The sequence below is a fragment of the Ruegeria sp. I1 genome (assembly GCF_056532675.1).
Genome location: NZ_JBQFNM010000009.1, coordinates 90,948 through 115,764 on the forward strand (window position 1 = coordinate 90,948; position 24,817 = coordinate 115,764).

25 protein-coding genes are annotated in these 24,817 nt (G+C 57.9%); 12 read left to right on the forward strand and 13 right to left on the reverse strand.

The annotated features are described in order from the left end of the window. The first annotated feature begins 36 nt into the window (after positions 1-36). The 3 genes from ACR0DH_RS16270 (at position 37) to ACR0DH_RS16280 (ending at position 2,639) form a co-directional block, all read left to right on the forward strand. The gene (locus tag ACR0DH_RS16270; protein ID WP_170533359.1) at positions 37-375 is read left to right on the forward strand and encodes an STAS domain-containing protein; all 339 of its coding nucleotides are present in this window, start codon (positions 37-39) and stop codon (positions 373-375) included. Positions 376-394: 19 nt separating this feature from the next. Beyond that, on the forward strand, positions 395-844 hold the full coding sequence (locus ACR0DH_RS16275) for an ATP-binding protein (protein ID WP_480550727.1): 450 nt from the start codon (positions 395-397) through the stop codon (positions 842-844). Between the two features lie 217 nt (positions 845-1,061). Next, positions 1,062-2,639: a gamma-glutamyltransferase family protein gene (locus tag ACR0DH_RS16280; RefSeq protein WP_480550725.1), complete on the forward strand. Its 1,578-nt coding sequence runs from the start codon at positions 1,062-1,064 to the stop codon at positions 2,637-2,639. Between the two features lie 34 nt (positions 2,640-2,673). Here the strand turns inward: ACR0DH_RS16280 and hspQ are convergent, their stop codons facing one another. Further along, on the reverse strand, positions 2,674-3,000 hold the full coding sequence (hspQ, locus tag ACR0DH_RS16285) for a heat shock protein HspQ (protein ID WP_170533369.1): 327 nt from the start codon (positions 2,998-3,000) through the stop codon (positions 2,674-2,676). An 80-nt stretch (positions 3,001-3,080) separates the two neighbouring features. Here hspQ and ACR0DH_RS16290 point away from each other — a divergent pair, with 80 nt between their 5' ends. Then, positions 3,081-3,962, forward strand: coding sequence for an AEC family transporter (locus ACR0DH_RS16290; RefSeq protein WP_480550723.1), 882 nt, complete (start codon positions 3,081-3,083; stop codon positions 3,960-3,962). 61 nt (positions 3,963-4,023) lie between these two features. After that, positions 4,024-4,605 (forward strand): transglycosylase SLT domain-containing protein, encoded by a 582-nt coding sequence (locus tag ACR0DH_RS16295; protein WP_480550721.1) that lies wholly within the window; start codon positions 4,024-4,026, stop codon positions 4,603-4,605. A 37-nt stretch (positions 4,606-4,642) separates the two neighbouring features. On the opposite strand, the gene ACR0DH_RS16300 is transcribed toward ACR0DH_RS16295, so the two are convergent. From ACR0DH_RS16300 to ACR0DH_RS16315, 4 genes are all read right to left on the reverse strand, one after another. Further along, positions 4,643-5,215: a LolA family protein gene (locus tag ACR0DH_RS16300; RefSeq protein ID WP_480550719.1), complete on the reverse strand. Its 573-nt coding sequence runs from the start codon at positions 5,213-5,215 to the stop codon at positions 4,643-4,645. A 39-nt stretch (positions 5,216-5,254) separates the two neighbouring features. Further along, the gene (locus tag ACR0DH_RS16305; protein WP_480550717.1) at positions 5,255-8,146 is read right to left on the reverse strand and encodes a DNA translocase FtsK; all 2,892 of its coding nucleotides are present in this window, start codon (positions 8,144-8,146) and stop codon (positions 5,255-5,257) included. 14 nt (positions 8,147-8,160) lie between these two features. After that, positions 8,161-9,342, reverse strand: a complete 1,182-nt coding sequence (locus ACR0DH_RS16310; protein ID WP_480550715.1) for an aminotransferase class I/II-fold pyridoxal phosphate-dependent enzyme — start codon at positions 9,340-9,342, stop codon at positions 8,161-8,163. 108 nt (positions 9,343-9,450) lie between these two features. Next, positions 9,451-10,779 (reverse strand): amidase, encoded by a 1,329-nt coding sequence (locus tag ACR0DH_RS16315; RefSeq protein ID WP_480550713.1) that lies wholly within the window; start codon positions 10,777-10,779, stop codon positions 9,451-9,453. Positions 10,780-10,830: 51 nt separating this feature from the next. On the opposite strand from ACR0DH_RS16315, the gene ACR0DH_RS16320 reads away from it, so the two are divergent. Continuing rightward, entirely contained in the window at positions 10,831-12,093 is a 1,263-nt protein-coding gene (locus ACR0DH_RS16320; RefSeq protein ID WP_480550711.1) for an FAD-dependent monooxygenase, read from the forward strand. Here ACR0DH_RS16320 and ACR0DH_RS16325 read toward each other — a convergent pair. The 6 genes from ACR0DH_RS16325 to ACR0DH_RS16350 all read right to left on the reverse strand — a co-directional run bounded on the left by ACR0DH_RS16325 (position 12,090) and on the right by ACR0DH_RS16350 (position 16,390). Next, entirely contained in the window at positions 12,090-12,275 is a 186-nt protein-coding gene (locus ACR0DH_RS16325) for a Trm112 family protein (protein WP_170533390.1), read from the reverse strand. The two genes, ACR0DH_RS16320 and ACR0DH_RS16325, sit on opposite strands and share 4 nt — an antisense overlap. Next, positions 12,272-12,913, reverse strand: coding sequence for an LON peptidase substrate-binding domain-containing protein (locus ACR0DH_RS16330; RefSeq protein WP_480550709.1), 642 nt, complete (start codon positions 12,911-12,913; stop codon positions 12,272-12,274). Before ACR0DH_RS16330 ends, ACR0DH_RS16325 begins: the two co-directional genes overlap by 4 nt. Positions 12,914-12,940: 27 nt before the next feature. After that, positions 12,941-13,858 carry a thioredoxin gene (gene trxA / locus ACR0DH_RS16335; RefSeq protein ID WP_480550707.1) on the reverse strand — a complete coding sequence of 306 codons (918 nt, stop codon included), beginning with the start codon at positions 13,856-13,858 and terminating at the stop codon, positions 12,941-12,943. A 76-nt stretch (positions 13,859-13,934) separates the two neighbouring features. Then, complete coding sequence (locus ACR0DH_RS16340) at positions 13,935-14,723, reverse strand: exodeoxyribonuclease III (RefSeq protein WP_480550705.1); 789 nt, start codon at positions 14,721-14,723, stop codon at positions 13,935-13,937. A 131-nt stretch (positions 14,724-14,854) separates the two neighbouring features. After that, entirely contained in the window at positions 14,855-15,469 is a 615-nt protein-coding gene (locus tag ACR0DH_RS16345; protein ID WP_480550703.1) for a hypothetical protein, read from the reverse strand. A 234-nt stretch (positions 15,470-15,703) separates the two neighbouring features. After that, on the reverse strand, positions 15,704-16,390 hold the full coding sequence (locus ACR0DH_RS16350; protein WP_170533404.1) for a response regulator transcription factor: 687 nt from the start codon (positions 16,388-16,390) through the stop codon (positions 15,704-15,706). A gap of 160 nt (positions 16,391-16,550) precedes the next feature. Between ACR0DH_RS16350 and ribA the strand changes: the two genes are divergently transcribed. Continuing rightward, positions 16,551-17,645 (forward strand): GTP cyclohydrolase II, encoded by a 1,095-nt coding sequence (gene ribA, locus ACR0DH_RS16355; protein WP_480550701.1) that lies wholly within the window; start codon positions 16,551-16,553, stop codon positions 17,643-17,645. Beyond that, entirely contained in the window at positions 17,642-18,142 is a 501-nt protein-coding gene (locus ACR0DH_RS16360) for a L,D-transpeptidase family protein (RefSeq protein WP_480550699.1), read from the forward strand. The genes ribA and ACR0DH_RS16360 overlap by 4 nt, the downstream gene beginning before the upstream one ends. On the opposite strand, the gene ACR0DH_RS16365 is transcribed toward ACR0DH_RS16360, so the two are convergent. Then, positions 18,126-18,785, reverse strand: a complete 660-nt coding sequence (locus tag ACR0DH_RS16365; protein WP_480543115.1) for a YggS family pyridoxal phosphate-dependent enzyme — start codon at positions 18,783-18,785, stop codon at positions 18,126-18,128. The genes ACR0DH_RS16360 and ACR0DH_RS16365 overlap by 17 nt on opposite strands. 105 nt (positions 18,786-18,890) lie before the next feature. Continuing rightward, positions 18,891-19,859: a porin gene (locus tag ACR0DH_RS16370; protein WP_480550697.1), complete on the reverse strand. Its 969-nt coding sequence runs from the start codon at positions 19,857-19,859 to the stop codon at positions 18,891-18,893. 282 nt (positions 19,860-20,141) lie between these two features. Here ACR0DH_RS16370 and ACR0DH_RS16375 point away from each other — a divergent pair, with 282 nt between their 5' ends. The 4 genes from ACR0DH_RS16375 to holA all read left to right on the forward strand — a co-directional run bounded on the left by ACR0DH_RS16375 (position 20,142) and on the right by holA (position 24,770). Then, the gene (locus ACR0DH_RS16375; protein WP_170533418.1) at positions 20,142-20,630 is read left to right on the forward strand and encodes a DUF3576 domain-containing protein; all 489 of its coding nucleotides are present in this window, start codon (positions 20,142-20,144) and stop codon (positions 20,628-20,630) included. A gap of 72 nt (positions 20,631-20,702) precedes the next feature. Then, positions 20,703-23,255, forward strand: coding sequence for a leucine--tRNA ligase (gene leuS / locus ACR0DH_RS16380; RefSeq protein WP_480550858.1), 2,553 nt, complete (start codon positions 20,703-20,705; stop codon positions 23,253-23,255). Continuing rightward, a complete protein-coding gene (gene lptE, locus ACR0DH_RS16385; RefSeq protein ID WP_480550695.1) occupies positions 23,242-23,745 on the forward strand; it encodes an LPS assembly lipoprotein LptE in 504 nt (167 codons plus the stop codon). Before leuS ends, lptE begins: the two co-directional genes overlap by 14 nt. Then, positions 23,742-24,770: a DNA polymerase III subunit delta gene (gene holA, locus ACR0DH_RS16390; RefSeq protein WP_480550693.1), complete on the forward strand. Its 1,029-nt coding sequence runs from the start codon at positions 23,742-23,744 to the stop codon at positions 24,768-24,770. The genes lptE and holA overlap by 4 nt, the downstream gene beginning before the upstream one ends. The last annotated feature ends 47 nt before the right edge of the window (positions 24,771-24,817 follow it).

The following is a 24,817-nucleotide window of genomic DNA, read 5'->3' on the forward strand; positions in this document are numbered from 1 at the left end:
TTCTACGACTTAGTTTTAGAGAAGAGGGCGGTCACAATGGGTCTGACCAGCAAAACGACCGGGGCCACTCAGGTCATAACAGTTGAATCTGACAGAATTGATGCTGCTATGGCCATCCAGTTTAAGGAGGATATGCGGCGCGAAACCGAAACGGAATGCGACCGCGTCATACTAGATCTGGCAGGGGTCGAATTCATCGACTCGAGCGGACTGGGTGCCATCGTTGCCTCGATGAAACAGCTTGGGGACGGGCGCAGGCTGGATTTGTCAGGCCTGCAACCGGTTGTCGAAAAGGTCTTTCGCCTGACGCGCATGGACACAGTGTTCAAACTGTTCACCACTCTGGACGATGCCTTGGCAGAGACGTTGGACTGATCTGGCAGGAGTGGACTGCGTGACGCCGATACGGAACGAAACCTGCCTGGAGCTCAGCTTTCCCGCCACAGAGTTGGAAGCCAGCGCCGGGATTGCACAGCTCAGCGCCGGGTTATCGCAGCAGGGGTTGCCCGATCATATGGCAGATGATGTTAAGATTGCCTTGGCCGAGGCAATCAATAACGTCGTTGAACATGCCTATGAGGGGATAGCGCCCGCTAAGGTGCAGGTCACCTGTCGGCTGGAACGCGACCGATTGGACATTTTGATCTCGGACACCGGGAACCCGATGCCCGGGTATCAATTGCCTGACGGGACCCCAGCCTCGGTCGAAACGGACCTACAGGATTTGCCCGAAGGCGGGTTTGGTTGGTTTTTAATCAATCAACTGACCAGTGATATCTGCTATGAGCGACACCAGGGATGCAATCGCCTGTCCCTAAGGTTCGACTTCGAACACCAGCCTTAACCACAGACATAACGCCACAATAACGCCTTTTTCGAACCATTGTGGCGCCGCAAACAACCATCATACAGTGACTCGTAGCTCAGATAGCTTCCCTCGGCGCCAAGTGTCACAGCCCCCACCCAGTGAACGGCGCCGAGGAACCTCCCTCCCCTTGAAATCACTGGACAATCCCTCCCCTCACTTTACCTTCGCCACGGCAAGGAAGAGGAGAGATGTTATGCGCGATTTGCACCTGCCTGGACGTTCCGAGGTTCTGGCAACCGAGGGAATGTGCGCAACATCGCATCCTCTGGCGGCAAAGGCCGCGCTGGATATTCTTGCGCAAGGCGGTAACGCGATGGATGCGGCCATCGCCGGGGCGGTGCTGCTGGGCATTTGCGAACCACAAATGACCGGGCTGGGCGGCGATTGCTTTGTCCTGTTCAATCGGGCGGGTGAGAACAAGGTTCGCGCACTGAACGGGTCGGGCCGAGCCCCGGCTAAAGCATATGCCGAAGCGCTGCGCGCCCGGTCGCTGACCGCGATCCCCCTGACCAGCGCCGATGCGGTAACAATTCCCGGCGCGGTCGACGCGTTTTGCCATCTGTCTGAAACCGAAGGGCGGCTTGGTCTGGACGCAATTCTGCAACCCGCAATCCACTATGCCGAACTGGGTGTTCCGGTTGCACCGCGCGTCGCCTTTGACTGGCAAAGCGGGGCGGCAACCTTGCAAGGGGCCGCCAAACAGAACTATCTAATCGACGGACAGGCGCCCAAGATTGGTCAGGTTTTCCGGTCCCCCGGTCAGGCCGAGGTGTTGCGCCGCATCGCCAAAAACGGGCGCGAGGCCTTTTACACAGGTGAAATTGCACAGGATATGCTTGCTGCCCTGTCTCAACTCGGTGGTGTCCACACTGCCGATGATTTTGAACGCACCGACTGCACGCCAACAGACCCGATGAGCGGCAGCTACGGCGGCATTGATCTGGTTGAACATCCACCGAACGGACAAGGCGCTACGGCGATCCTGCTGCTGAACATCCTGAAACACTTCGATTTGGCGCGCATGGATCCATTTGGCGCAGATCGGGTTCATATCGAAGCGGAGGCCACTAAACTGGCCTATGATGCCCGCAACCGTTTCATCGCCGATCCGGACCACACCGCGCGCGCGGAACAATTCCTCGACCCAGACGTGGCCGAACGCCTCGCCGCGCTTATCGATCCCAAACGCGCGATGGGGTCGCCAACTCCGCTGACCGAAGCCATTCACAAAGACACGGTCTATATCACCGTTGTTGATCGGGACCGGATGGCGGTGTCGCTGATCTATTCAATCTTTCACAGTTTCGGCTCGGGGATTGCTTCGGAAAAATACGGTATTCTAATGCAAAACCGTGGAGCGGGCTTTACGCTGGAACGCGGTCATCCCAACGAATTGGGCGGCGGGAAACGTCCGATGCATACAATCATACCGGGCATGCTGACCGAGAACGGGCGCATCATGATGCCGTTTGGTGTGATGGGCGGGGCTTATCAGCCAACAGGCCACGCCCGGTTTGTATCGAACCTGACAGATTTCAATCTTGGGATACAAACCAGCATCGATGCCCCCCGTGCTTTTGCCGATGGCGGAGTTCTGAAACTGGAACGTGGCTTCCCAGATAAGGTCGCTCAACAATTGGCAGATATTGGCCACACTGTCACGATTCCAGAAACTCCGCTTGGCGGGGCTCAGGCCATTCGGATCCGTGAGGATGGTGTGTTGGAAGGCGGCAGCGATCCGCGTAAGGATGGCTGTGCACTCGGGTACTAGACACAGTCACCTTTGGCCCCTCGGGCCCAAAGGTTCAGTTCAGATGAAAGTGCAGCGGGTAGGACCCATCTTCGAAAGGGCCAAACATATTGGGGATATCCGGATGCTCGACCGGCTCGCCCGACTGATCCTCGATCAGATTTTGTTCTGAAACATAAGCGACATAGAAAGATTGATCATTCTCGGCCAGCAGATGATAGAACGGCTGATCCTTGATCGGCCGACTGTCTTCGGGGATGGCTTCGTACCATTCCTCGGTGTTCGAAAACTCTGGATCAACGTCAAAAATCACCCCTCGGAAGGGATGTTTTTTGTGTCGAACAACCTGTCCCAGGCCGTATTTGGCGTGTGTCTTTAGCATTGTTTCAGCCCCCAAAGAAGTTACTACCTCTTTCCGGGCGGAAAAGCCAATCATTGATCTGAAATTCGGGGAAACAGTCTGTGAACCTTCTACTGACAGTGTTCGAAATAGTTGCGCCGGTCTTCATTCTGGCCGGGATCGGCTTCGCCTGGGTCAAGCTGGGGTTCGAATATCGGCTGCAATTTGTCACCCGATTTGCGATGACATTGGCGGTCCCCAGCCTGATCTTTGTCGCCCTGATGCAAACCGAAATCCCGGGGGGTGACCTGTCGCGCTTTACGATCGCCACGATCGTCGCCAACCTTGTACTGGCAGCTGTCTTCTGGGTCCTCGTGCGGGCGCTGAAACTGGACCAGCGCACCTATCTGTCACCGCTGATTTTTGGCAATACCGGCAACCTGGGGCTGCCCTTATGCATCTTCGCCTTTGGTCAGGCAGGTCTGGGATATGCCGTGATTTTCCTGTCGGTGACGGCATTATTTTCCTTCACCTACGGCATCTATCTGGTCGCCGGAAAGGGCGCGCATGGTCAGGTAATCCGACAACCCATGGTCTGGGCGACACTTCTGGGTGCGCTGTTTTTGTGGCGCGGGTGGGAAACCCCACTGTTTCTGACCAACACGTTGGATTTGCTGGGGCAAATGGCTGTGCCGTTGATGCTTGTCACTGTTGGTGTCGCTATTGCCCGGCTCACCACGCGTAGTCTGGGTCGCGCAGTCTGGCTGTCCCTTCTGAAAGTCGCTGTTTGCTTTGCGCTGGGTTGGTTTGTTGCTGTTGCATTCGATCTTGAAGCGATCGCCTTTGGTGTTTTGGTCCTGCAGATGTGTACTCCGGTCGCGGTCACATCTTATCTGTTAGCCGAACGGTTTGAAGCGGATGCAGATGCGGTGGCCGGGATGGTTATGGTGTCAACACTGGTGTCCGTTGCAACACTGCCACTTGTTTTGGCACTTGTGCTCTAGCGATTGTGATTCCATCCACGCTCAATCTGCGCTAGAATGCCAGAAAAAAGGCATGAGGCACATGAGCAGAATTCTTTTCGTACTCCTTGGGGTGCTGCTTTTGGCATCCTGTGGGGGTGGTTCCAAGCAACCGCCCAGCAGATTGAATGACGCGTGCAGTATTGCGCGCGAAAAGCCCGACTATATCCGGGCCTTCCAAAAAACCGAGCGTAAATGGGGCGTTCCCGTTCACGTGCAGATGGCCACCATCTATCAGGAAAGCCGGTATCGTCACGATGCGCGTACGCCACACCGCTATGTTCTGGGCGTGATCCCGATGGGCCGTCAAAGCAGCGCCTATGGCTATGGTCAAGCCCTGGATGGCACGTGGGAGCAATACCAGCGTGAAACCGGCAAGCGCCGCGCCAAGCGGGATCGGATCGGCGATGCATCGGACTTTATCGGTTGGTACATGAACAAAAGCTACGAGCGGAATGGCATCCACCCCTCCGACACGCGTAACCAGTACCTAGCCTATCACGAAGGGCATACAGGGTATGCGCGTGGCAGTTACAATCGCAAATCCTGGTTGCTTGGCGTTGCCAGCGACGTGGATGCGCGCGCCGATATGTATCAGTCACAGCTGGCAAACTGCCGATACTAAGCGTGATGGGGTCAGCGGTTTTGCTGACCCTTATTCGCTATTTGTCTGAAAAGAGGTTTTGATCGAAGGTGCCACCTTCGCTCAGCGGGCCCAGCAGCACCGTGGTCTGGGTGCCTGCATTGTCGTGGATCACCCATTTCCGGAGCTCGACGGGATTGTCGGTAAACATCAGCTCGATCCGGCCTGAGTCTGGGTTCTTGGGATCCTGCGCCGTGACGACCGTTGCAGTGCCGTCAAACTCGTGCCCAACCACCATATTGGCCTGCCCTAGGTTGACGTTGCGCGCCAGAACCAAGGACAAGGGTGTGCGCTTCAGCGGATATTGCTCGGGTGGTTGGTTCGATTTGGGATCGAAGATCAGAACGCTGCCGGTTCGTGCCAGCACAACAGCGCTGTCCGGAGGATCATATTCGAACCGCATCTTGCCCGGTCTTTGAATCCAAAGCTGGCCGGTGCTCAGCGAGCCATCGTCATTGACCTGAGTAAAGCTCGTCTGAACCGTTTTCATCTGGTTCAGATAGTTCGAAATCTCTGACAATGGCAATTTGTCGGCCGCCCAAGCCGCGGGCGCGGCCAATGTCAGTGCAAGGGCAAAAGCAATCTGTTTCATAAGGTTCAGATAAGCCTTTTGCCCTTGTTATTAAATATCCTACTGCTCGGGGACGAGGATTTCCCGCTTACCGACATGATTTGCCGCCGAAACAACGCCTTCGTCCTCCATCTGCTCAACCAGCCGCGCGGCTTTGTTGTAACCGATGGCAAGTTTCCGCTGGATGTATGAGGTCGAGCATTTGCGATCCTTGATCACAATCGCCACCGCTTGGTCGTACAGCGCATCTTCGCCATTGGTGTTACCACCAGTGTTCAGCCCCAAAACGGCGTCGATGTTATCAGCCTTTTCTTCGGCCGGTCCATCGACGACGCCGCTCATATAATCCGGGGGACCAAACTGTTTCAGGTGGTTGACGATTTCCTCAACCTCTTCGTCCGAGACAAACGGGCCATGGCAGCGGGTGATCTTGGCGCCACCCGCCATATAGAGCATGTCACCCTGCCCCAGCAGTTGCTCGGCGCCCATCTCGCCCAGAATGGTGCGGCTATCGACCTTCGAAGTTACCTGGAACGAAATCCGGGTTGGGAAGTTTGCCTTGATCGTGCCGGTGATCACATCGACCGAGGGACGCTGCGTGGCCATGATCAGGTGAATGCCTGAGGCCCGCGCCATCTGCGCCAGACGTTGGATGCAGGCCTCGATCTCTTTGCCTGCCACCATCATCAGGTCAGCCATCTCATCAACGATGACGACGATATAGGGCATCGCCTCGGGCGCGAACTCTTCAGTCTCGAACATCGGTTCGCCGGTTTCATCGTCAAACCCGGTCTGGACTGTGCGCGAGAACATCTCACCCTTGGACAGCGCATCCTTCACGCGCCCGTTGTAGCCCGCGATGTTACGCACGCCCATTTTGGACATCTTGCGATAGCGATCCTCCATCTCGCCCACGACCCATTTCAGGGCCACGACCGCCTTTTTTGGATCGGTCACAACGGGCGACAGCAGATGTGGGATACCGTCATATACGGACAGTTCCAGCATCTTGGGGTCGATCATGATCAGGCGGCATTCATCCGGGCTCAGCTTGTACAACAGCGACAGGATCATCGTGTTGATCGCCACCGATTTACCCGAACCCGTGGTCCCCGCGATCAGCAGGTGAGGCATCTTCGCAAGGTTCGCCACGACAGACTCACCACCAATATCCTTGCCCAACGCCAGTGGCAGTGCATGGTTACCGTCACCAAAATCACGGCTGGCCAGGATTTCGCGCAGCACCACCATTTCTCGGTTTTCATTCGGCAGTTCGATCCCGATCACCGAGCGGCCCGGCAAGGTCGAAACCCGCGCCGAGAGTGCGGACATGGATCGCGCAATATCGTCAGCCAGACCAATCACACGGCTGGCTTTAAGGCCCGGCGCTGGTTCCAATTCGTACATGGTCACCACCGGGCCGGGACGGACGCTGACGATCTCACCTTTGACGCCATAGTCATCCAGCACATTTTCCAGCATCCGCGCATTTTCCTCCAGCGCTTCGTCGCTCAGGTGGTGGCGCTGAATGGTGGATGGGTTGGACAGCAGGCCCAGCGGAGGCAGTTCAAAATCCGAATGCCGTTCTTCAAAGGACAGTGTCGGCTGCGCCTCGGCCTGTGCACGGCGTGATGGCTGCGGTGTGCGACGCACGGGCTGGGCAACCACCGGCTTGCGCGGTTCAGCCACCGGGATTTTCATCGCAGGACGCGCCTGCAGTTCAGACACGTGCATATCTTCGAACACGGTATCGTCGTCTTCAAGTTCCGGCTCAGCCGCAAAGTCCTGATGCAGCGGCGCTTGCCACTCCGTCGTGGCCTCGGCGCTCAGCGTCGGCTCGGGTGGAAGGTCGGTCCAGCTCATGGGTGGTTCTGGCGGCAACTCCGCAGCTGCACCGGTGTTCAGGATCAGGGGATCAGGTCCCCGGCCCCGGCCTTTGGTCAGCGGCAAGTTCGGATCAGGCTCGGGTGTTACTTCACCCGTCGCCACCTTGCGATTACGTACCGCGGCCGAAATCTTCGAACGGATACGATCTTCGCCCGGCATTTCGTCAAAACCTTCGACCGGCATCGCCTCGATCAATTCCGGTTCAGGCATCGGATCAGGGCGGCGGATCAAGGCTGGCATACGGGCCAGCAGGCCGGCTTTAGGGGCAGGTTCGTCCGCTTCCTCTTCCAGCTCTTCAAAGACGGGATCACCAAAAGCAACCGCATCCTGCAAGACAGGCTCAACTCGCGCTGCTCGGTGCTCTTTCCACTGCAAGCGACGATCCCGCGCCGCTTGCGCCGTGGCCGAAGCTCCACGACCCAGTAGGGTCATCAGCATGTCATAGGACACCACCAAGCCCAGCAGGAAGGCCCTAAAACCGCGCTGTACGTCACTTCTGGTGAAGCCCAGGACGAAGACACCCAGCGCAAGCATGCCAAGCGCCATCACCAATGACATCAGTTTGACAACAAAAGCCGACGAGATCGGGAGGATCAACAAGATAAAGCCCAGCACGGTATCACCGCCCAAGCCGCCCAGGCCATAGCTGTGGGTCGCGCGCCACGCCTCTCCGGGCACCAAAGTTGCTGCATAGACGGCCAGAACTGCGATCCAGATAGGTGCAAAGATCAGCCGGGCAATGGCGCGATCCTCACCGAAATGACCCGCAAAACGCACACCCCAAACGATCAACGCAAGGGCAAAGCCCCAACTGCCCCAGCCCACAACCATAAAGGAAAACGCTGCAATCCAGGCACCAACCCGGCCCATCCAGTTCTGCACCGGCGCATCGGTCGAGACCATCCAGTTCGGATCCTCTGGCGTGTAGGACCAGATCATCGCCGCTGCAGCCAGACCCAGCAGGATCAGCGCAATACCGATCAGTTCTTTGCTGCGTCGCTCGATCGCGGCCTGTGTGGTGCTGTCCAGCAGTGGATCGCGGTTGCGCGCGTTCAATGATGCCATTTTGCCCTCGTACCTCACGAATAGATACAGTCGCGGAGCGTGATCAGCCCGCGCTGCAACTCTGTTTTTGGGGCCACCATGGCAGCCCGGATAAAGTGTTCGCCCGGGTTTTGCCCCGGATCGCCCTGAGAAAGATATGCGCCCGGCAGGACCCGTACTCCGGTCTCTTGCCACAACTTCAATGCGGTCTCTTCGCCGTTTTCGACCGGCAACCACAGGAAAAACCCGGCCTCGGGCGGCATATAGCCTTGTACGTTTGCAAAGACCTCATCCGCAAGGGCGTATTTTTCCTGATAGAGCGCGCGGTTCTGGACGACATGCGCCTCATCCGCCCAAACCCGCGCGGCAGCGGCTTGCAGGGGCAAAGACAACGGCGCACCGGCATAGTTGCGCAACTGCTTGACGCGCCTGATGGTTTCCGGCCCACCCGCGATCAGGCCGGACCGTAGACCAGCCAGATTTGAACGTTTCGACAAGGAGTTGAACAGGGTGATCCGTTCGGGATCAGCGCCTCTCTCTTGCGCGACGGTCAGAACGCCAGTGGGTGCCTCATCCCGGTAAATCTCGGAATAGCATTCATCCGCAAAGATGCGGAAATCGTATTTCTCGGCTAACGCAATCAGTTCGGCCCAGTATTCGCGTGATGCGACGGCCCCCTGCGGATTGGCCGGAGAACAGATATAGGCTATCGCAGTTCGGTTCAGCACATCCTCTGGCAGCCCGGCATAGTCGGGCAGATGGCCTGTAGCCGCAGTCGCAGGCACAAAGACAGGCTCAGCCGCAACCGAGATCGAGGCGACCATGTAGACCTGATAAAACGGGTTCGGGCACAGAACGACCGGCTTTTGCCCATTCTTCTGCTCGGGGCACAGGGCCATGGCCGCATTATACAACCCCTCACGCGTGCCGTTCAGGGCCATCACATTCGTGTCGGGGTTCATCGCGACACCGTAGCGGCGCTCGATCCAGTCGGCGATCGCGCCGCGCAGCTCAGGCGAACCTTCATTCGGCGGATAACCCTGAAACCCTGCCGCGTTCTCAGTAATGACATTTGTCACCCAGGCGGGAAAATCATGCATGGGCGCGCCGATGGTCATATGAATGACATCTCCGCCCGGCTGGTGATGATCCAACAGGGTGCGCAGACGCGGGAATGCATATTCCGGTAGGTTCGAAAACCGCTCGGGAAAATTCATAACTACTGCCTCAAGATCGGGATCGTTTTCGCCCCGTTTTTTGACAGATTACAGATCACACCCCACCCCGTCCAGACAAAGAGACGTCGAATCAGGGGATTGTGGCATTCAGGCCAATGCAGATTCGGCGGCTGATCCCAGCCGCAGCAGGGCCTCTTCGGACCCCGGGTAGCCCAGCATCATCACCCCGCAACCCGGTGTTCCGGTGGGCAGGGTCAGGGCGGCCAGACCCATCAGGTTGCCGATGCGGGTGTTACGAAGGGCCAGCAGATTCTCGGTTACGTAGTAGTCGTGGTCGCTCATCAACCGGTCCAGATTGGGCGGCAGGATGGGCGCTGTGGGGGCTAAGACCGCATCGAATTCGGCAGTGGCCGCATCCCATGCAGCCCGACAGGCTTTCAGCTTGGACCATGCTGCAACGTAATCCGGCCCAGAATGGGCCTGTCCCATGCGGAATCGTTCGAGGATTTCGGGATACATCGCATCGGGGTTGGCTTCGATCACGTCTTTCCACAGGCCGTAGGCTTCGGTGGTATAGAGCACACCCGACAGGCCCATCGCCTCGTTCAACTCGGGGACCTCAAGCGGAACAATCTCGGCCCCGGCATCCGTCAGTCGTTGTAACGCCCCCTCATAAGCTTTGCGCGGTTCATCCCGCAGGTCATCTTTGGCCACGTTTTGAAGATCAGCAAAGCGGCGTCCAACCAGTGACGCACCGCGCAGATCGGCGGGCGTGCCGCCCTCTAGCAAGGCCAGCATATGCACTGCATCCTCGACCGACCGCGTCAGTGGACCGACAGTGTCGAAGCGCAAGCACAATGGCACAGTCCCTTCCAGGCTGATCCGCCCGGCGGTGGTTTTCAGCCCCACCAGATTGTTCCACGCCGACGGAATGCGAACAGACCCGCCCGTATCCGATCCGATCCCGCAGGCCGCCAACCCCCAGGCCACCGAGGCCGCTGCACCCGAAGATGAGCCGCCCGGCACAGCCTCTTCATCATCAACGCAAGGCGGAGTGCCGGTGATCGGGTTCAGACCAAGCCCGGAAAAGGCAAGCTCACTCATATGGGTTTTGCCCAGACAAACCGCACCCATCGCGGTGGCGTTGCGCACAACCACGGCGTCTGCTTCGGGCACACGGCCTTGCAACAGGGCGGATCCAGCCTCGGTCCCGATACCGGCGGTATCGAACAGGTCCTTCCAACTGATCGGAACGCCATCCAGCAGCGACCGGCGCAAACCCAAAGCGGCGCGGTCCTTTGCAGCCTTCGCCTCGGCCCGTGCGCGATCATGGGTGACGCGCGCATAGATACGATCACGATGCGGATGGGCGTCAATGGCGGCTATGTAGGTTTCGGTCAGCTCGACCGGGTCGATCTGCCCCATGCCAATACCTCGACCCAGATCACAGGCTGTCATCGTCAACCATTCCTGCATCACCGCGCTCCTTCTTTTTGGCTGAACCGGACGGTAGCGACAGGACCGCACATGGACAATCCCGAAAGGGCGCGCATAGTGCAGGGCATGACACGAGGCTCGAACATTCTGATCGTTGGCGGAGGGCTAAATGGCCCCGCCTTGGCCCTGGCACTGGCTCAGACCGGTCATTCGATTACGGTGATTGATGCACTGGCCGAAAAGACACGTAAGAATGCGGCTTTTGACGGGCGGTCTTATGCATTGGCGCTGGCGTCTCAGCGGTTGCTGGACGCAATCGGGATATGGGATCGTATCGCCGAACACGCTCAGCCAATGCTTGAAATCAAGGTCACCGATGGGCATGCGGGTGCAGGCCCGTCGCCCTTTTTCATGCATTTCGACCATGCCGAAATCGAAGAGGGCCCGATGGGCTACATGGTCGAGGATCGCCACCTGCGCCGCGCGTTTCTGGACGCAATGGCCGAGGACGAGCGCATCACCCCGATCAACGGCAAGACTGTTGTAGCGCAGGAAACGGGTGTGGGCGGGGCCGTTCTAACACTGGATGATGGCGCCACGATCGAAGGGCAGTTGCTGGTCGGCTGTGACGGTCGCCGCAGCGGTACGGCGGCGCGGGCCGGGATCAAGCGCACCGGATGGGACTATGGCCAAACCGCATTGGTTTGCGCAATTGAACATGAGCTGCCGCATCACGGCATCGCGCATCAGTTCTTCATGCCGCCTGGCCCCCTGGCCATTCTACCGCTAACCGGCAACCGCAGTTCGATTGTCTGGAGCGAACGGACAGAGACCGCGCATCAAATCAATGCCTTACCTGAGGCTGAGTATCTACAAGCGCTGCGTCCAAGGTTCGGCGACTTCCTCGGCGATATCCGCCTGCAGGGCGACCGATTCACCTATCCGCTGAACCTGACCATCGCCAATTCTTTCATCGCCGATCATCTGGCTTTGGTTGGAGACGCCGCACATGGGATGCACCCGATTGCCGGGCAGGGTCTGAACGCCGGTCTACGTGACGTGGGTGCATTGGCCGAAGTGCTGACACTGGCCGGACGGCGGGGTGAAGAGATCGGCTCGCCCCTGGTGCTGCAGCGTTATCAGGAATGGCGGCGGTTCGATACAGCCTCACTCGCCATGGCGACGGATGTGTTCAACAGGCTGTTTTCGAACGACAATTCGCTGCTTCGGCTTGGACGGGATATCGGGATGGGGATCGTTGGCTCGTTGCCCGGATTACGCCGCGGCTTCGTACGCGAAGCCGCTGGGCTGACCGGAGATCTGCCGAAGCTTCTGCAGGGTCGCGCGATTTAGTCCAGCTGACGCGCCTCATCGACTAACATCACAGGAATGCCATTTCGGATCGGAAAGGCCATCCCGGCAGCTTTGGATACGAGTTCCTGTTTTTCGGCATCATAGTGCAAGGTGGTCTGTGTCTGAGGGCAAACAAGCGCTTCAAGCATATGGCGGTCAAAGGCGTTCGCGGTATCGCTCATTGCAAAGTTTCCTCATTTGATCCGCCGCGCATGGCGAATTCAATCAGTGTCACCAATGTTTCGCGTCGGGTCCGCAGGCACGGGGCCTCAAGCAGGGCTTGTTTGTCTTCCGGATCGAAATCCATCAGCATCGACAGAGAATTCACCAAAAGCTCATCATCCGCATCCTTGAGAGAATCCCAATCGGTCGACAACTGACGGGAGTCGAAGAACCGTTCCAACAAGTTAAGGAACCGGGTTCGGTCGAACCCGTCATCCTTCTCGGATTTCCCAAGATCGCGGTCAAACCCCTCCCAAGACACTTCGCAGCGTCGATAAGGTGTGAACCCATCAAGCTCTGATTTGATGCGGAACCGGGACACCCCGGTCAGGGTGATCAGATAGCGCCCGTCTTCTGTTTCGGAAAACTGGGTAACCCGCCCCGCGCATCCGATCCGATGCAGCTTTTTCTCATCATTCAAAGACGGGTTTGGCTGAACCATTGCGATCAGCCGCTCCTTGGTCTTCAGCGCATCGTCCAGCATCTGCAGGTAACGCGGCTCAAAGATATGCAGCGGCAGGCGAGATCGGGGCAGCAACAGCGCCCCGGGCAATGGAAAAACGGATACCGTTTCCGGCAGGTCAGCGGGATGCATCATGTATCCGAGTGTAGCTCTGATCCGGAATTAGGCAAATATCATCGAGCTGAGCTTGCGCCGCCCGTTCAGAACAATCGGATCATTGGGCTTGAGCGCATCAAAGATCGTGAACAGCTGCGTCTTGGCCGCCGCCTCATTCCACTCACGGTCTCGACGGAACAGTTCCAGCAATTGTGCCACGGCGTCTTCGACATCCCCATTGGCGTGCAGAGCCTGCGCCAGATCGAAACGCGCCTGATGGTTGTCAGGCTCAGCCTCGACCGTTGCCGTCAGTTCAGCCACCGGCCCGGCGTCTGCGGCCTGCTTCGCCAGCTCAAGCTGTGCATGGGCCGCTTCCAATTCGGGCGTGCTGGAGATTTCTGCGGGGGCACCGTTCAGGATCGCCTCGGCCTGTTCCAGATCGTCGGATGCGATATGCGCGCGCACCAGCCCGCCGTAGGCCGCTGCATGGTTGGGGTCTTCGCCCAGAATGGCGGCAAAGGTCTGCGCCGCATCTACGGCGGCCCCTTCGGCCAGCATTTCTTCGGCGGCCTGAACCGCATCCTCCAACTGGCCACCGGGGCTTTCGCCGCCTGCGGCTTCGATCACCCGGTCCACGAATGCCTTGATCTCGGACCCCGGCAGCGCACCCTGAAATCCGTCAACCGGCTGACCCTTGAAGAAGGCGTAAACGGTTGGGATCGACTGAATCCGCAACTGAGACGCAATCATCTGCGCCTCGTCCACGTTGATCTTGACCATCTTCACCGCACCCTTGGCGGCGGTTACGGCCTCTTCCAGCAGTGGCCCCAATGTTTTGCACGGGCCGCACCACGGCGCCCAGAAATCCACGATCACCGGGATGTCCTGCGACGCCTCGACCACATCGGCCATGAACGTGGCCTCAGAGCCATCCTTGATCAGATCGGTGGCGGGGGTGCTGTCTGACGGGTTCAGAAGGTCCATGGCAAATACTCTTTCGTTCGAACTTGCGCCCTATATGCAACCGCTTGGCGCAGAAACCAAGGGCTGAGTTTCCCGGTTACAGATCGAAACTTGCAAAGACGGGCGCGTGATCGCTGGGCTTTTCCCATCCGCGCGCCTCGCGCAGGACACGGCTGGAATGGCCCGCGTTCGAAATATCCGGCGTCGCCCAAACGTGATCCAGCCGCCGCCCCTTGTCCGCCGCATCCCAGTCGCGGGCGCGATAGGACCACCAGCTATAGAGCTGCCCTTCGGGAATGTCCTGCCGGGTGATATCGACCCAACCGCCCGCATCCTGCGTTTCCGCCAGTTGCTCAACCTCGATCGGAGTGTGTGAGACCACCTTGAGCAGTTGCTTGTGCGACCAGACATCATCTTCGCGCGGGGCGATGTTCAGATCGCCCACCAGAATGGATTTCTCGGGCTTTTCCGCATGAAACCAGTCGCGCATGTCGGTGAGGTAATCCAGCTTCTGCCCGAACTTCTCATTCACTTCGCGATCCGGCACATCCCCGCCTGCCGGCACATAGAAATTGTGGATCGTCACGCCATTCTCCAACCGCCCTGCGATATGGCGCGCGTGGCCGAGACCAGCGAAATCCTTGTCGCCCACCTCTTCCATCGGCAGACGCGACAGGATGGCGACGCCGTTATAGCCCTTCTGCCCGCGCGCAACCATGTGAGTATACCCCAGTTCCGCAAACCCTTCGGTCGGGATCTTTTCGACCGGGGACTTGCATTCCTGCAAACACAGCACATCCGGAGCCTCTTCCTGCAGCAATTTCAGCACGATAGGCTCACGCAAACGGACCGAGTTGATGTTCCAGGTGGCAAGGGTGAAGGGCATGGGTTGGGATTCCTCTGTCGCGATTGGGCGAAGGTTAGCGTGGTGTGGGATGGGGTGCTATCGAAAAACGTGCCAAAAACCTCAGGCCGATATATGACAGCTATGCGGACAAAGCTGGCATTTGCGAAGGCCTATCGGTTTCGCTCCCTAATAGCTCGGATCGCTGCGCTACGGGCGCTCTCCCAGCGGTCTGACATGGTTGGTTTGGAGCGGATCAATTCAATTGATTGCCCATCGCCGTACCAGCGAAGCGCGCACATGACTGTGCCAACGTCGGCCTCGTTCTTGACCGCCACCAATACCCGATGCAGAAACTCACGCACCATTGCAGTGCTCTGAGAACGAAATTTGCTCGATCCAAACACATTGAGCACGCTTGCAGTTTTGACGGACATCTCAAGGTCAGTTTCGACCGACGATATCTCAGGTTCGGCAATCTTGAGGAGCGTTGTAAGCGCCTGATCCGAAGGAATATCTTCCAAGAAACTGAACACAAGGGGTCGTATCACTTTAACATCAGCTAGCAAAATGATCCCGTCAAATCCACTGATGCAATAGGTGGAAACTATCTCTGACCATGTGGCCAAGGGGGCATCGGGAAAACACGGATGGTGCTTCCAGCCGTACTGCATGGTCAATTCTCTTAGCAAAACGCCGTTCTCAGGCGATGGATTCTTCGCCAATCGAGTAATGTCTTCGACTTCTACGAGACCTTTCTTCGCTTTTGCCTTCAATGAACTAATCAAGTGACTTCTCCCGTATTTGAAACAGAAGAGTTACCTAGCGAGCTGAATACAATCAAGGAACGGTCGATCAGGGCTCAAAGCAGGCGTCGCACAAACCTAGCCTAAAAAAAGCCGGGCCATCAGGCCCGGCAGTCCAACAGGGAGGTACATGTCATAACCCGGACATGTGCGGGATGGGAGTAACCTAATTATGAGTACAGAGTATCACTTTGATCCAAGTCAATCCATAGGCGATCAAGACACTAATCGATATCCACCCGATTCTGTGACCAAAAGGCGCGCATTGGACGGATCGGGCTCGATTTTCTGACGCAGGCGGTAGATGTGCGTTTCCAGCGTATGGGTTGTGACACCCGCGTTATAACCCCAGACCTCATGCAGCAGCACATCGCGGGCAACAACCCCATCGGTCGAGCGGTACAGGAACTTGAGGATGTTCGTCTCTTTCTCAGTCAGACGGATTTTCCGGTCTTCCTCGGTGATCAGCATTTTCATGGCCGGTTTGAACGTATACGGCCCCAGCACAAATACGGCGTCCTCAGATTGCTCATGCTGTCGCAGCTGTGCGCGGATACGCGCCAGCAGAACCGGGAACTTGAATGGTTTCGAGACATAGTCATTGGCACCGGCATCCAGGCCCAGGATAGTGTCGGCGTCGCTGTCATGGCCGGTCAGCATCAGGATCGGGCTTTTAACACCTTGCTTGCGCATCAGGCGGCACAGCTCTCGGCCATCTGTATCAGGCAGGCCGACATCCAGAATGACCAGATCGTAGATCGCTTCGCGGGCCCGCTCCATCGCTGATGCACCATCCGATGCTTCGAAGACGTCAAAGTCCTCTGTCATCACCAGTTGCTCACTAAGCGCTTCGCGCAGGTCTTCGTCGTCATCCACCAGCAGGATTTTCTTGAGCTGAGCCATCTGCGGTCCTCCTAAGCCTTTTCCATCACTTGCGTTTGGAATATGCAATCAGCAAGCTTTGCTGCAATCGTCTCACGCCTTCGTGTCGGACGCAGCGGAAATGTTTCACTTTTCTGGGTGAAGCCGGTAGTAATTCGCCGGATGTAGTAAGGTATCATCGATGAGTCTCAGCCCTGACATGACCGAATTGCTGGCCCGCGCACGGGCCGATTTGCGCATGGGCGTGCCGGTGGCACTGACCGATGATAGCGGGTTTTGCGTGTTGGCCGCGTCGACCGAGACGCTCAGCCCCCAACGGTTGGCCGATCTGCGCAAGCTTGGCGGCACGCCTGTTGTTGCGATCACCGGCCGACGGGCCGAAACGCTGAAGGCACGGGCCTATGACGGCGATCTTGCGCGGGTTCTGGTTCCTGCGGACGCAGATATCAGTTGGGTGCAGGCCGTTGCTGACCCGTCGGACGATTTGAACGCGCCCATGAAAGGCCCGCTGATGACCGAGCGGCAGGGCAGTGCCAATCTGCATCGCATCGCCATTGCGCTGACCAAATCCGCGCGCCTGTTGCCCGCTGCGGTGGTCGTTTCTGTAGAAAACGGCCGATCCTTCGCGGCTGAGCGCGGGCTGACTTGCATCGATCACGCGCGCGCCGCGCCGCATTTGGCGGAACGCAGTGCGTTGCACGAAATCGTTGCCGCGCGCCTGCCTATGGAGGTGTCCGAAGCCGGGCGGTTGCATGTTTTCCGTCCTGAAGACGGGGGCGAAGAACACTACGCCGTTGAAATTGGACGCCCGGATCGCAGCAAGCCAGTCCTCGCCCGTCTGCATTCGGCCTGTTTCACCGGTGACCTGATGGGCAGCCTTAAGTGCGATTGCGGCCCGCAGCTACGCGGGGCTCTGGCGCAGATGGGGGATGAAGGTGCGGGCGTATTGCTTTACCTGAATCAGGAAGGTCGCGGGATTGGGCTGGCCAACAAGATGCGCGCCTATTTCCTTCAGGATCAGGGGTTTGACACGGTTGAGGCCAACCATCGGCTGGGCTTTGAGGATGATGAACGGGATTTCCGTCTGGGCTCGGACATCCTGAAATCGCTGGGCTTCAGCTCGGTTCGACTGTTGACGAACAACCCCGCCAAGATCGCTATGATGGAAAAAACCGGCATCGCTGTAACCGAGCGAGTACCGCTGAAGGTCGGTGAGACTGCGCATAACCGAGGCTATCTGGCCACCAAGGCTGCGAAGTCCGGGCATCTGCTTTGACACCTGGTGATCTGGTCCTGACCCCGCGCGGGGTCCGGTTTATGGGACGCGTGTTTCCCTGTTCCATCGGAAAAGGAGGGCTCAGCAACGCAAAGCGCGAAGGCGACGGCGCGACGCCAACCGGAATACATCGCATCGTAGGAATGCTCTATCGCCCTGATCGCATCTCACCGCCTGCCGGATGGGCCCAGCCCATTGGCCCGTGGGATCTGTGGTCAGATGATGTATCGGATGATGACTATAACTCTCTGGTGACCGCGCCATATGGGTTTAGTCATGAGAGACTGCGTCGCGCGGATCCGCTGTATGATCTGGTTTTGATCACCGACTGGAACTGGCCAAATGCGGTGCCGGGTTCCGGGTCAGCCATTTTTATTCATCAATGGCGCAGACCCGGATATCCAACGGAAGGATGCATTGCCTTTCGGCGTGATCACCTGCGCTGGATTGCCCGCCGTATCATACCCGGCATGCGTTTGATCATCCCTGAGGTTTGACACGCTCGCCAAAAATGGCCGAACCAACACGTATGTGGGTGGCACCCAGTGCGATGGCCTGTTCAAAATCACCGCTCATCCCCATCGACAGGCCCGTCAAACCATTTCGCTTGGCGATTTTGGCAAGAAGAGAAAAATGTAGTGCGGGTTCTTCTTCGATTGGCGGAATACACATCAGGCCTTGGATAGGTAGATCAAGCGCACGGCATTCGGCTACAAAACTATCCGCCTCTAGCGGCAAAATCCCTGCCTTTTGCTCTTCTTCACCGGTATTGACTTGAATGAAAAGCGCGGGGCAGCTTCCGATCTCCTGCGCCAGTCGTGCCAAGGTATTGGCCAGCTTCGGGCGATCAACCGAATGGATGGCGTTGCATAACTCCATCGCCTGACGCGCCTTGTTGGTTTGCAGCGGGCCGATAAGGTGCAGATCAATTCCTTCGAATTGTTCCTTGAACATCAGCCACTTACCCGCTGCCTCCTGCACTCGGTTCTCACCGAAGCAACGATGGCCCTGCTCTAGTACGGCTTGCACCCGCTCATTCGGCTGCACCTTGGAAACAGCGATCAGCTTGACCGACCCTGGATCGCGCCCGGCTTTGGATTCGGCACTGGCGATGCGGGTGGTGATGTCTTGCAGCGACATGGTGTTCCTTGAATCTGCTTTCTGAGGCGACAGAACACCATGTGGCGACAAAAGAAAAGGGCGGGTCCGAAGACCCGCCCTGAGAACTTTGTGGTTCAGATCAACTTAGAAGTTGAACTGGGCACCGAAGTCAGCACGCAGCTGACCGTCCGCGTCACCAGTTTTGATGTCGCCGATACCACCGCGCAGCGATGCACCGCCACCCAGGTCATAGATAGCGCCGATACCGATGTTGCGGGTATCGTCGTCAGCCGAACCGTCACCGTAAGCGGCGGTCAGGGTCAGAGCCGCACCAACATTGTATGCGGCCGAGAAGCCCCATGCAGTGCCGTTTTCAGCATCGTTTGCAACGTCATCGTCTGCGACGAACAGAGTACCCGAGAAGTCACCAAATTCTGCGCCCAGGGTCAGAACGGTCAGGGTGCTCTTCTCACCACCAGCCGGAGCATCGGTCTGACCGTAGGCCAGTGCTGCGGTGATGTTGTTGAAGGTGTAGGTCGCGCTCAGGTCCCAACGGTCAATGCCGCTCAGGGTGGTGTCGCCACCAACGTTGCCAACGTTCTGGTCGTACGACGCGCCAAACGCGAAGTCACCAACTGCGTACTGGAAGAACACAGCGTTTGCGCCCGCGCCAGTCGACGAGTAGGCCAGGAAGTCATAGTCAACGCCCGAGTACTGGCCGATGAATGTTTCCAGACCAGGCTCGTTACCGTAGTAGTTTGCCAGGTTGTCGAACGAGCCGGCAACGTTGCCCGCGTCAACACGCAGACCACCGAAGATGACCGAGAAGCGCGCGCCGTTCAGGCCAGCTGCGTTTGCTTCACCGTTGTCGGAGTCTTCGTCAGCCTGCACACGAACACGACCTTCGAAGCGTACGCCGCCGTCGGTTTCAACGATGCCATCGATGTTCAGACGGAAGCGCGAGACCAGGATGGTGTCGCTTACGTTTTCGTCGGTGGAACGGTCTTCCAGGTATCCAATACCGAAACGACCGTAGCCGCCGAACTTAACTTCTGCTGCTGCAACGCCTGCGGTCGCGATCAGCGCCGTCGTTGCAAAGAGAACTTTTTTCATCTTGTTTCCCTCGGTTTCAAAGATTTATCTACTCGACACATGCCTAGCACATGTCTCAGCACGGACATCGTTTCGCTCTTTTTGCCCCCTTTGCGCAAGCTTGGCCTAAACAACGCGCTGTCATTGACAAAATATTGGTGCAAGGATGCCACAGTCATCTTCTCGTCCTGCTGCCCAACTGCACACTCAATAAATACCAAAGAATAGGGTTGTTGCGCACAGGGACCTTAGTTAGGAGTATCCCCTGACGATGACAGCGAGTGAAAACAGGACCTGCTTACGATGCGTGTGCCTACGATTTTGGGTTTGATTGCAACAATAGCCGCCGTTTCGGCCTGTGGCCCGAATCGAAGCGCCGCGCCAAACCCCGTTTATAGCAACACCGATAGCAGCCGGTCTTCTGAGCGCGAATTGAACGACCCTGAACGCACGTCAATCTGGGATGTGTTTGATCGCGGCAATGCCGAGCAGACAACCAATGTGAATCGTTATCTTTGGTCCGCCTCGCTGGATGTTCTTAGCTTTCTTCCAGTTCAGGAGGTCGATCCTTTCACAGGCGTGATCGTAACGGGGTATGGCACCCCTCCGGGCGGCGGACGCTCCTATCGGGCGACTGTGCATATCAGTGACCCGGCCCTTGCTGCGCGGTCTTTATCGGTCGCCTTGCAAAGCAGCGGCGGCGCGCCTGTTAGCGATGCGACCGCGCGCGCGGTTGAGGATGCGATCCTGTCCCGCGCCCGTCAGCTGCGCATTGCAGACAGTAAGTTCTAGCAACCCGACGAAATACACTCTAATACCACGCCGGGTTCTGACCCGGCGTTTTCATTCACGAAGGACCGCATGATGTCGCGCTATTCGGCCAACGAAATCGAAGCAAAATGGCAAGAGGCCTGGGACAAGGCCGGGATCTTCACGGCAAGCAGCAAGGCAGACAAGCCGAAATACTATGTGCTTGAGATGTTTCCTTATCCGTCCGGGCGCATTCACATGGGTCATGTGCGTAACTATACGATGGGCGACGTGATCGCGCGGCACAAGCTGGCAACCGGCCATAACGTATTGCATCCAATGGGTTGGGACGCATTCGGAATGCCCGCAGAAAACGCGGCAATGGCAATCGGCGGTCACCCGAAAGATTGGACATACAGCAACATCGCCGACATGCGCGGACAGATGAAACCTCTGGGCCTGTCCATCGACTGGTCCCGAGAATTCGCCACCTGTGACCCCGAATACTACGGTCAGCAGCAGGCCTTGTTCTTGGATATGCTTGAGGCCGGGCTGGTCTATCGCAAGAACGCAGTGGTGAACTGGGACCCGGTCGACATGACCGTTTTGGCCAATGAGCAGGTGGAAAACGGGCGCGGCTGGCGTTCGGGCGCATTGGTGGAACGGCGAGAGCTGACCCAGTGGTTCTTTAAGATCAGTGACTATTCCGAAGAATTGCTTGAGGCGCTGGATACCCTCGACAACTGGCCCGCCAAGGTCCGCCTTATGCAGGAAAACTGGATCGGCAAGTCGCGCGGCATCGAAATCCCGTTTGAGCGCACAGATGGCGGTGAGCCCATCATCTGCTACTCGACCCGCCCGGATACGCTGCGGGGTGCAAGTTTCATTGCAGTCTCGCCGGAACATCCTTTGTCGCGCCAACTGGCAGAAAACAGCCCCGAAGCTGCTGAGTTCATCGCCGAATGTCGCAAGATGGACACCACCGAAGCGGCCATGGAAAAGGCCGAGAAAAAGGGCATCGATACCGGTATCTCCGTGCGTCATCCCGTCTGGCCGGATCAGGAACTTCCGGTTTGGATCGGCAACTTTGTCATGATGGACTATGGCACGGGCGCGGTTTACGCCTGTCCAGCGCACGACCAGCGTGACTTGGATTTTGCCCGCAAGTACCAGCTTCCCGTTGTGCCTGCGTTCCATATGCCAGGTGATGAATCCGAGATCGAAACCGAGGCGCTGGTGCCCCAGAAATCCGAGAAAGTCGTTTATATCGACCACTTTGCCGGTCTGGGCGAATCCACCAGCCAGGACGGGATCGACAAAACAATCGACTGGTTCGAACAGCGGAATTTGGGCAAAGCGCAGGTCAAATTCCGTCTGCGCGACTGGGGCCTCAGCCGTCAACGCTATTGGGGCTGCCCGATTCCCGTGGTTCATTGCGAGAAATGCGGCACAGTTCCCGAGAAGAAAGAGAACCTGCCGATCGAACTGCCTTATGATGATGGCAACGGCAAACCCATCGACTTTTCTATCCCCGGCAACCCGCTGGATCGCCACCCCAACTGGCGCGATACCCCTTGCCCTGCCTGCGGCGCTCCAGCCAAGCGCGAAACCGACACGATGGACACGTTTGTCGATTCGTCCTGGTACTATGCCCGTTTCACAGCCCCGCATGCCGAAACACCCACAGATTTGGCCGAGGCCGAGTACTGGATGAATGTCGACCAGTATATTGGCGGGATTGAGCATGCGATTCTGCATCTGCTCTATTCCCGTTTCTTTGCGCGGGCGATGCAGATCACCGGTCATCTGCCGAAAAAGGCTATCGAGCCGTTCGATGCGCTGTTCACCCAAGGCATGGTGACGCACGAAATTTACCAGACCCGCGACGCCAAGGGCCGCCCGGTCTACCACCTGCCCGAGGACGTGACCGACGGTAAACTGGCCGACGGCACCGAGGTCGAGATCATCCCCTCGGCCAAAATGTCGAAATCCAAGAAAAATGTGGTCGACCCGGTCAGCATTATTTCAGCCTTTGGCGCCGACACTGCGCGCTGGTTTGTTCTGTCCGATTCTCCGCCTGAACGGGACGTGGAATGGACCGCATCCGGGGCCGAGGCCGCCTTTAAGCACCTCAGCCGCGTGCACCGCATTGCGTCTGAGATCGCCGAGTTGGATATCCCGGCCAATGACGAGGATGAGACCCTTCTGCGCGAGATGCACAAAGCGATCCATGATGTATCTGGCGGGGTCGAATCCTTTGGCTTCAACGCTTCTATCGCTAAGCTTTATGCGTTCACCAATACGCTTGCCAAATCCAAAGCAGGGTCAGATGCCAAACGCCAGGCAGCGAAGATATTGGCACAGTTGATGTCGCCGATGACGCCGCACCTGTCCGAGGAGCTCTGGCAACTGTTGGGTGGCGAAGGGTTGGTCGCGACAACACCCTGGCCAGAGGCGGATGAGGCGATGCTGGTGGATGATACCGTCACCCTGCCCATTCAAATCAACGGCAAGCGCCGCGCAGAAATCAGCGTTCCGAAGGATATGCCCAAGGACGAGGTTGAAAAAATCGCGCTTAGCACCGAAGCTGTCGAAAAGGCGCTGGATGGTGCTGCACCGAAGAAAGTCATCGTTGTTCCGGGTCGGATCGTGAATGTCGTCGTTTGATCGCAGAAGAGTTCTACTGATGCCACTGGCAGCCTGCCTTGCCGGGTCTGCCTGCGGATTTGAACCTGTTTACGCCCCAGGTGGGTCTGGTTCCGAACTGTTTGGCCGGGTCGAGCTATCGGCTCCGAACACGGTTGATAGTTTTCTTCTGGTTGAAAACCTTGAACAAAAACTGGGCCGCAGCGCCACATCCGGCAAGGATTACAAGCTGAACGTTCAGGTTGCGACCAACATTCAAGCCGCCGCGATCACGACAACCAACGAAACCAACCGCTATACCATCAACGGCCGGGCAGAGTTTTCGCTTCGATCCAACGAAACAGGTCAGATCATGGCGTCGGGTACGGTTACCGATTTTGTGGGCTATTCGGCTGCAGGTTCGACCGTTTCCACACTGGCAGATGAGCGGGATGCGAAACGGCGACTGATGTCGATTCTGTCGGATCAGATCGTCAATCGCCTTTATGCCACGCCGGACCTGACCGCATGAAGCTGAGCCCGCGTGAGGCGGATGGCTATTTCGCCAAGCCGGATGCGGATAAAACTGGGCTGCTGATCTACGGTGCCGATGCCATGCGGGTTGCTTTGAAACGTCAACAGGTTCTGGCCGCTCTGCTTGGAGAGAACGCCGAAGAGGAAATGCGCCTGACACGGATACCGGGCAGCGACTTGCGCGGCGATCCGGCCCTATTGCTGGATGCGGTCAAGGCGGTTGGCTTTTTCCCGGGTCCGCGCGCGGTTTTTGTGGAAGAGGCGACCGATACTGCCGCGCCGTCGATTTTGGCGGCGCTCGAGGATTGGGCGCCCGGTGATGCGCAGATCATCGTCACCGCAGGTCAGCTGAAACCCAGCTCGAAAATCCGCAAGGCCTTTGAGGCGCATCCGCAGGCCTACGCGGTTGGCATCTACGATGACCCCCCCTCACGGGCCGAGGTCGAGCGGGTTCTGACCCAGGCTGGGCTGAGCAACATCCCGCGCGATTCGATGTCAGCACTCAGCGAACTGGCCGTCAGCCTCAGCCCAGGTGATTTCGCCCAAACCATTGAAAAGCTGTCACTTTACAAACGCGGCGATGACACAGAACTGAGCATGGACGACATCGAAGCCTGCGCGCCCCGCTCGACCGAGGCGGCGCTGGACGATGTCCTGAACGTTGTTGCCGAAGGACGCGCCGGAGAAATCGGGCCGCTCATCCGACGCTTGCAGGCACAAGGCACCAACGGGGTAACGCTTTGCATTGGTGCGACCCGGCATTTTCGCACACTTTATGCCTGCGCCTCAGCTCCCGGTGGTGCAGCACAAGGCATCGGCAAGCTGCGGCCTCCGGTCTATGGCAAACGGCGCGACCGCATTCTGCGTCAGGCGCAGGGATGGGGCGCGCCAAAACTACAAACGGCACTGACGGTACTCACAGATACCGACCTGTCCCTGCGATCTGCCGGCCAAACCGCCCCCGCGATGGCATTGGTCGAACGCGCAATGATCCGATTGGCGATGCTGGCGCGGTCACGCTGACCCCGCGTATGTCTTGACGTACGCGCGATCCGGGTCACATTCGGGCA

Coding starts and splice junctions, on each gene's coding strand:
- ACR0DH_RS16270 (WP_170533359.1), top strand. CDS start 37: ATGGGTCTGACCAGCAAAACGACCGGGGCCACTCAGGTCATAACAGTT.
- ACR0DH_RS16280 (WP_480550725.1), top strand. CDS start 1,062: ATGCGCGATTTGCACCTGCCTGGACGTTCCGAGGTTCTGGCAACCGAG.
- hspQ (WP_170533369.1), bottom strand. CDS start 3,000: ATGCTAAAGACACACGCCAAATACGGCCTGGGACAGGTTGTTCGACAC.
- ACR0DH_RS16295 (WP_480550721.1), top strand. CDS start 4,024: ATGAGCAGAATTCTTTTCGTACTCCTTGGGGTGCTGCTTTTGGCATCC.
- ACR0DH_RS16300 (WP_480550719.1), bottom strand. CDS start 5,215: ATGAAACAGATTGCTTTTGCCCTTGCACTGACATTGGCCGCGCCCGCG.
- ACR0DH_RS16305 (WP_480550717.1), bottom strand. CDS start 8,146: ATGGCATCATTGAACGCGCGCAACCGCGATCCACTGCTGGACAGCACC.
- ACR0DH_RS16310 (WP_480550715.1), bottom strand. CDS start 9,342: ATGAATTTTCCCGAGCGGTTTTCGAACCTACCGGAATATGCATTCCCG.
- ACR0DH_RS16315 (WP_480550713.1), bottom strand. CDS start 10,779: ATGCAGGAATGGTTGACGATGACAGCCTGTGATCTGGGTCGAGGTATT.
- ACR0DH_RS16320 (WP_480550711.1), top strand. CDS start 10,831: ATGGACAATCCCGAAAGGGCGCGCATAGTGCAGGGCATGACACGAGGC.
- ACR0DH_RS16325 (WP_170533390.1), bottom strand. CDS start 12,275: ATGAGCGATACCGCGAACGCCTTTGACCGCCATATGCTTGAAGCGCTT.
- ACR0DH_RS16330 (WP_480550709.1), bottom strand. CDS start 12,913: ATGATGCATCCCGCTGACCTGCCGGAAACGGTATCCGTTTTTCCATTG.
- trxA (WP_480550707.1), bottom strand. CDS start 13,858: ATGGACCTTCTGAACCCGTCAGACAGCACCCCCGCCACCGATCTGATC.
- ACR0DH_RS16340 (WP_480550705.1), bottom strand. CDS start 14,723: ATGCCCTTCACCCTTGCCACCTGGAACATCAACTCGGTCCGTTTGCGT.
- ACR0DH_RS16350 (WP_170533404.1), bottom strand. CDS start 16,390: ATGGCTCAGCTCAAGAAAATCCTGCTGGTGGATGACGACGAAGACCTG.
- ribA (WP_480550701.1), top strand. CDS start 16,551: ATGAGTCTCAGCCCTGACATGACCGAATTGCTGGCCCGCGCACGGGCC.
- ACR0DH_RS16365 (WP_480543115.1), bottom strand. CDS start 18,785: ATGTCGCTGCAAGACATCACCACCCGCATCGCCAGTGCCGAATCCAAA.
- ACR0DH_RS16370 (WP_480550697.1), bottom strand. CDS start 19,859: ATGAAAAAAGTTCTCTTTGCAACGACGGCGCTGATCGCGACCGCAGGC.
- ACR0DH_RS16375 (WP_170533418.1), top strand. CDS start 20,142: ATGCGTGTGCCTACGATTTTGGGTTTGATTGCAACAATAGCCGCCGTT.
- leuS (WP_480550858.1), top strand. CDS start 20,703: ATGTCGCGCTATTCGGCCAACGAAATCGAAGCAAAATGGCAAGAGGCC.
- lptE (WP_480550695.1), top strand. CDS start 23,242: ATGTCGTCGTTTGATCGCAGAAGAGTTCTACTGATGCCACTGGCAGCC.
- holA (WP_480550693.1), top strand. CDS start 23,742: ATGAAGCTGAGCCCGCGTGAGGCGGATGGCTATTTCGCCAAGCCGGAT.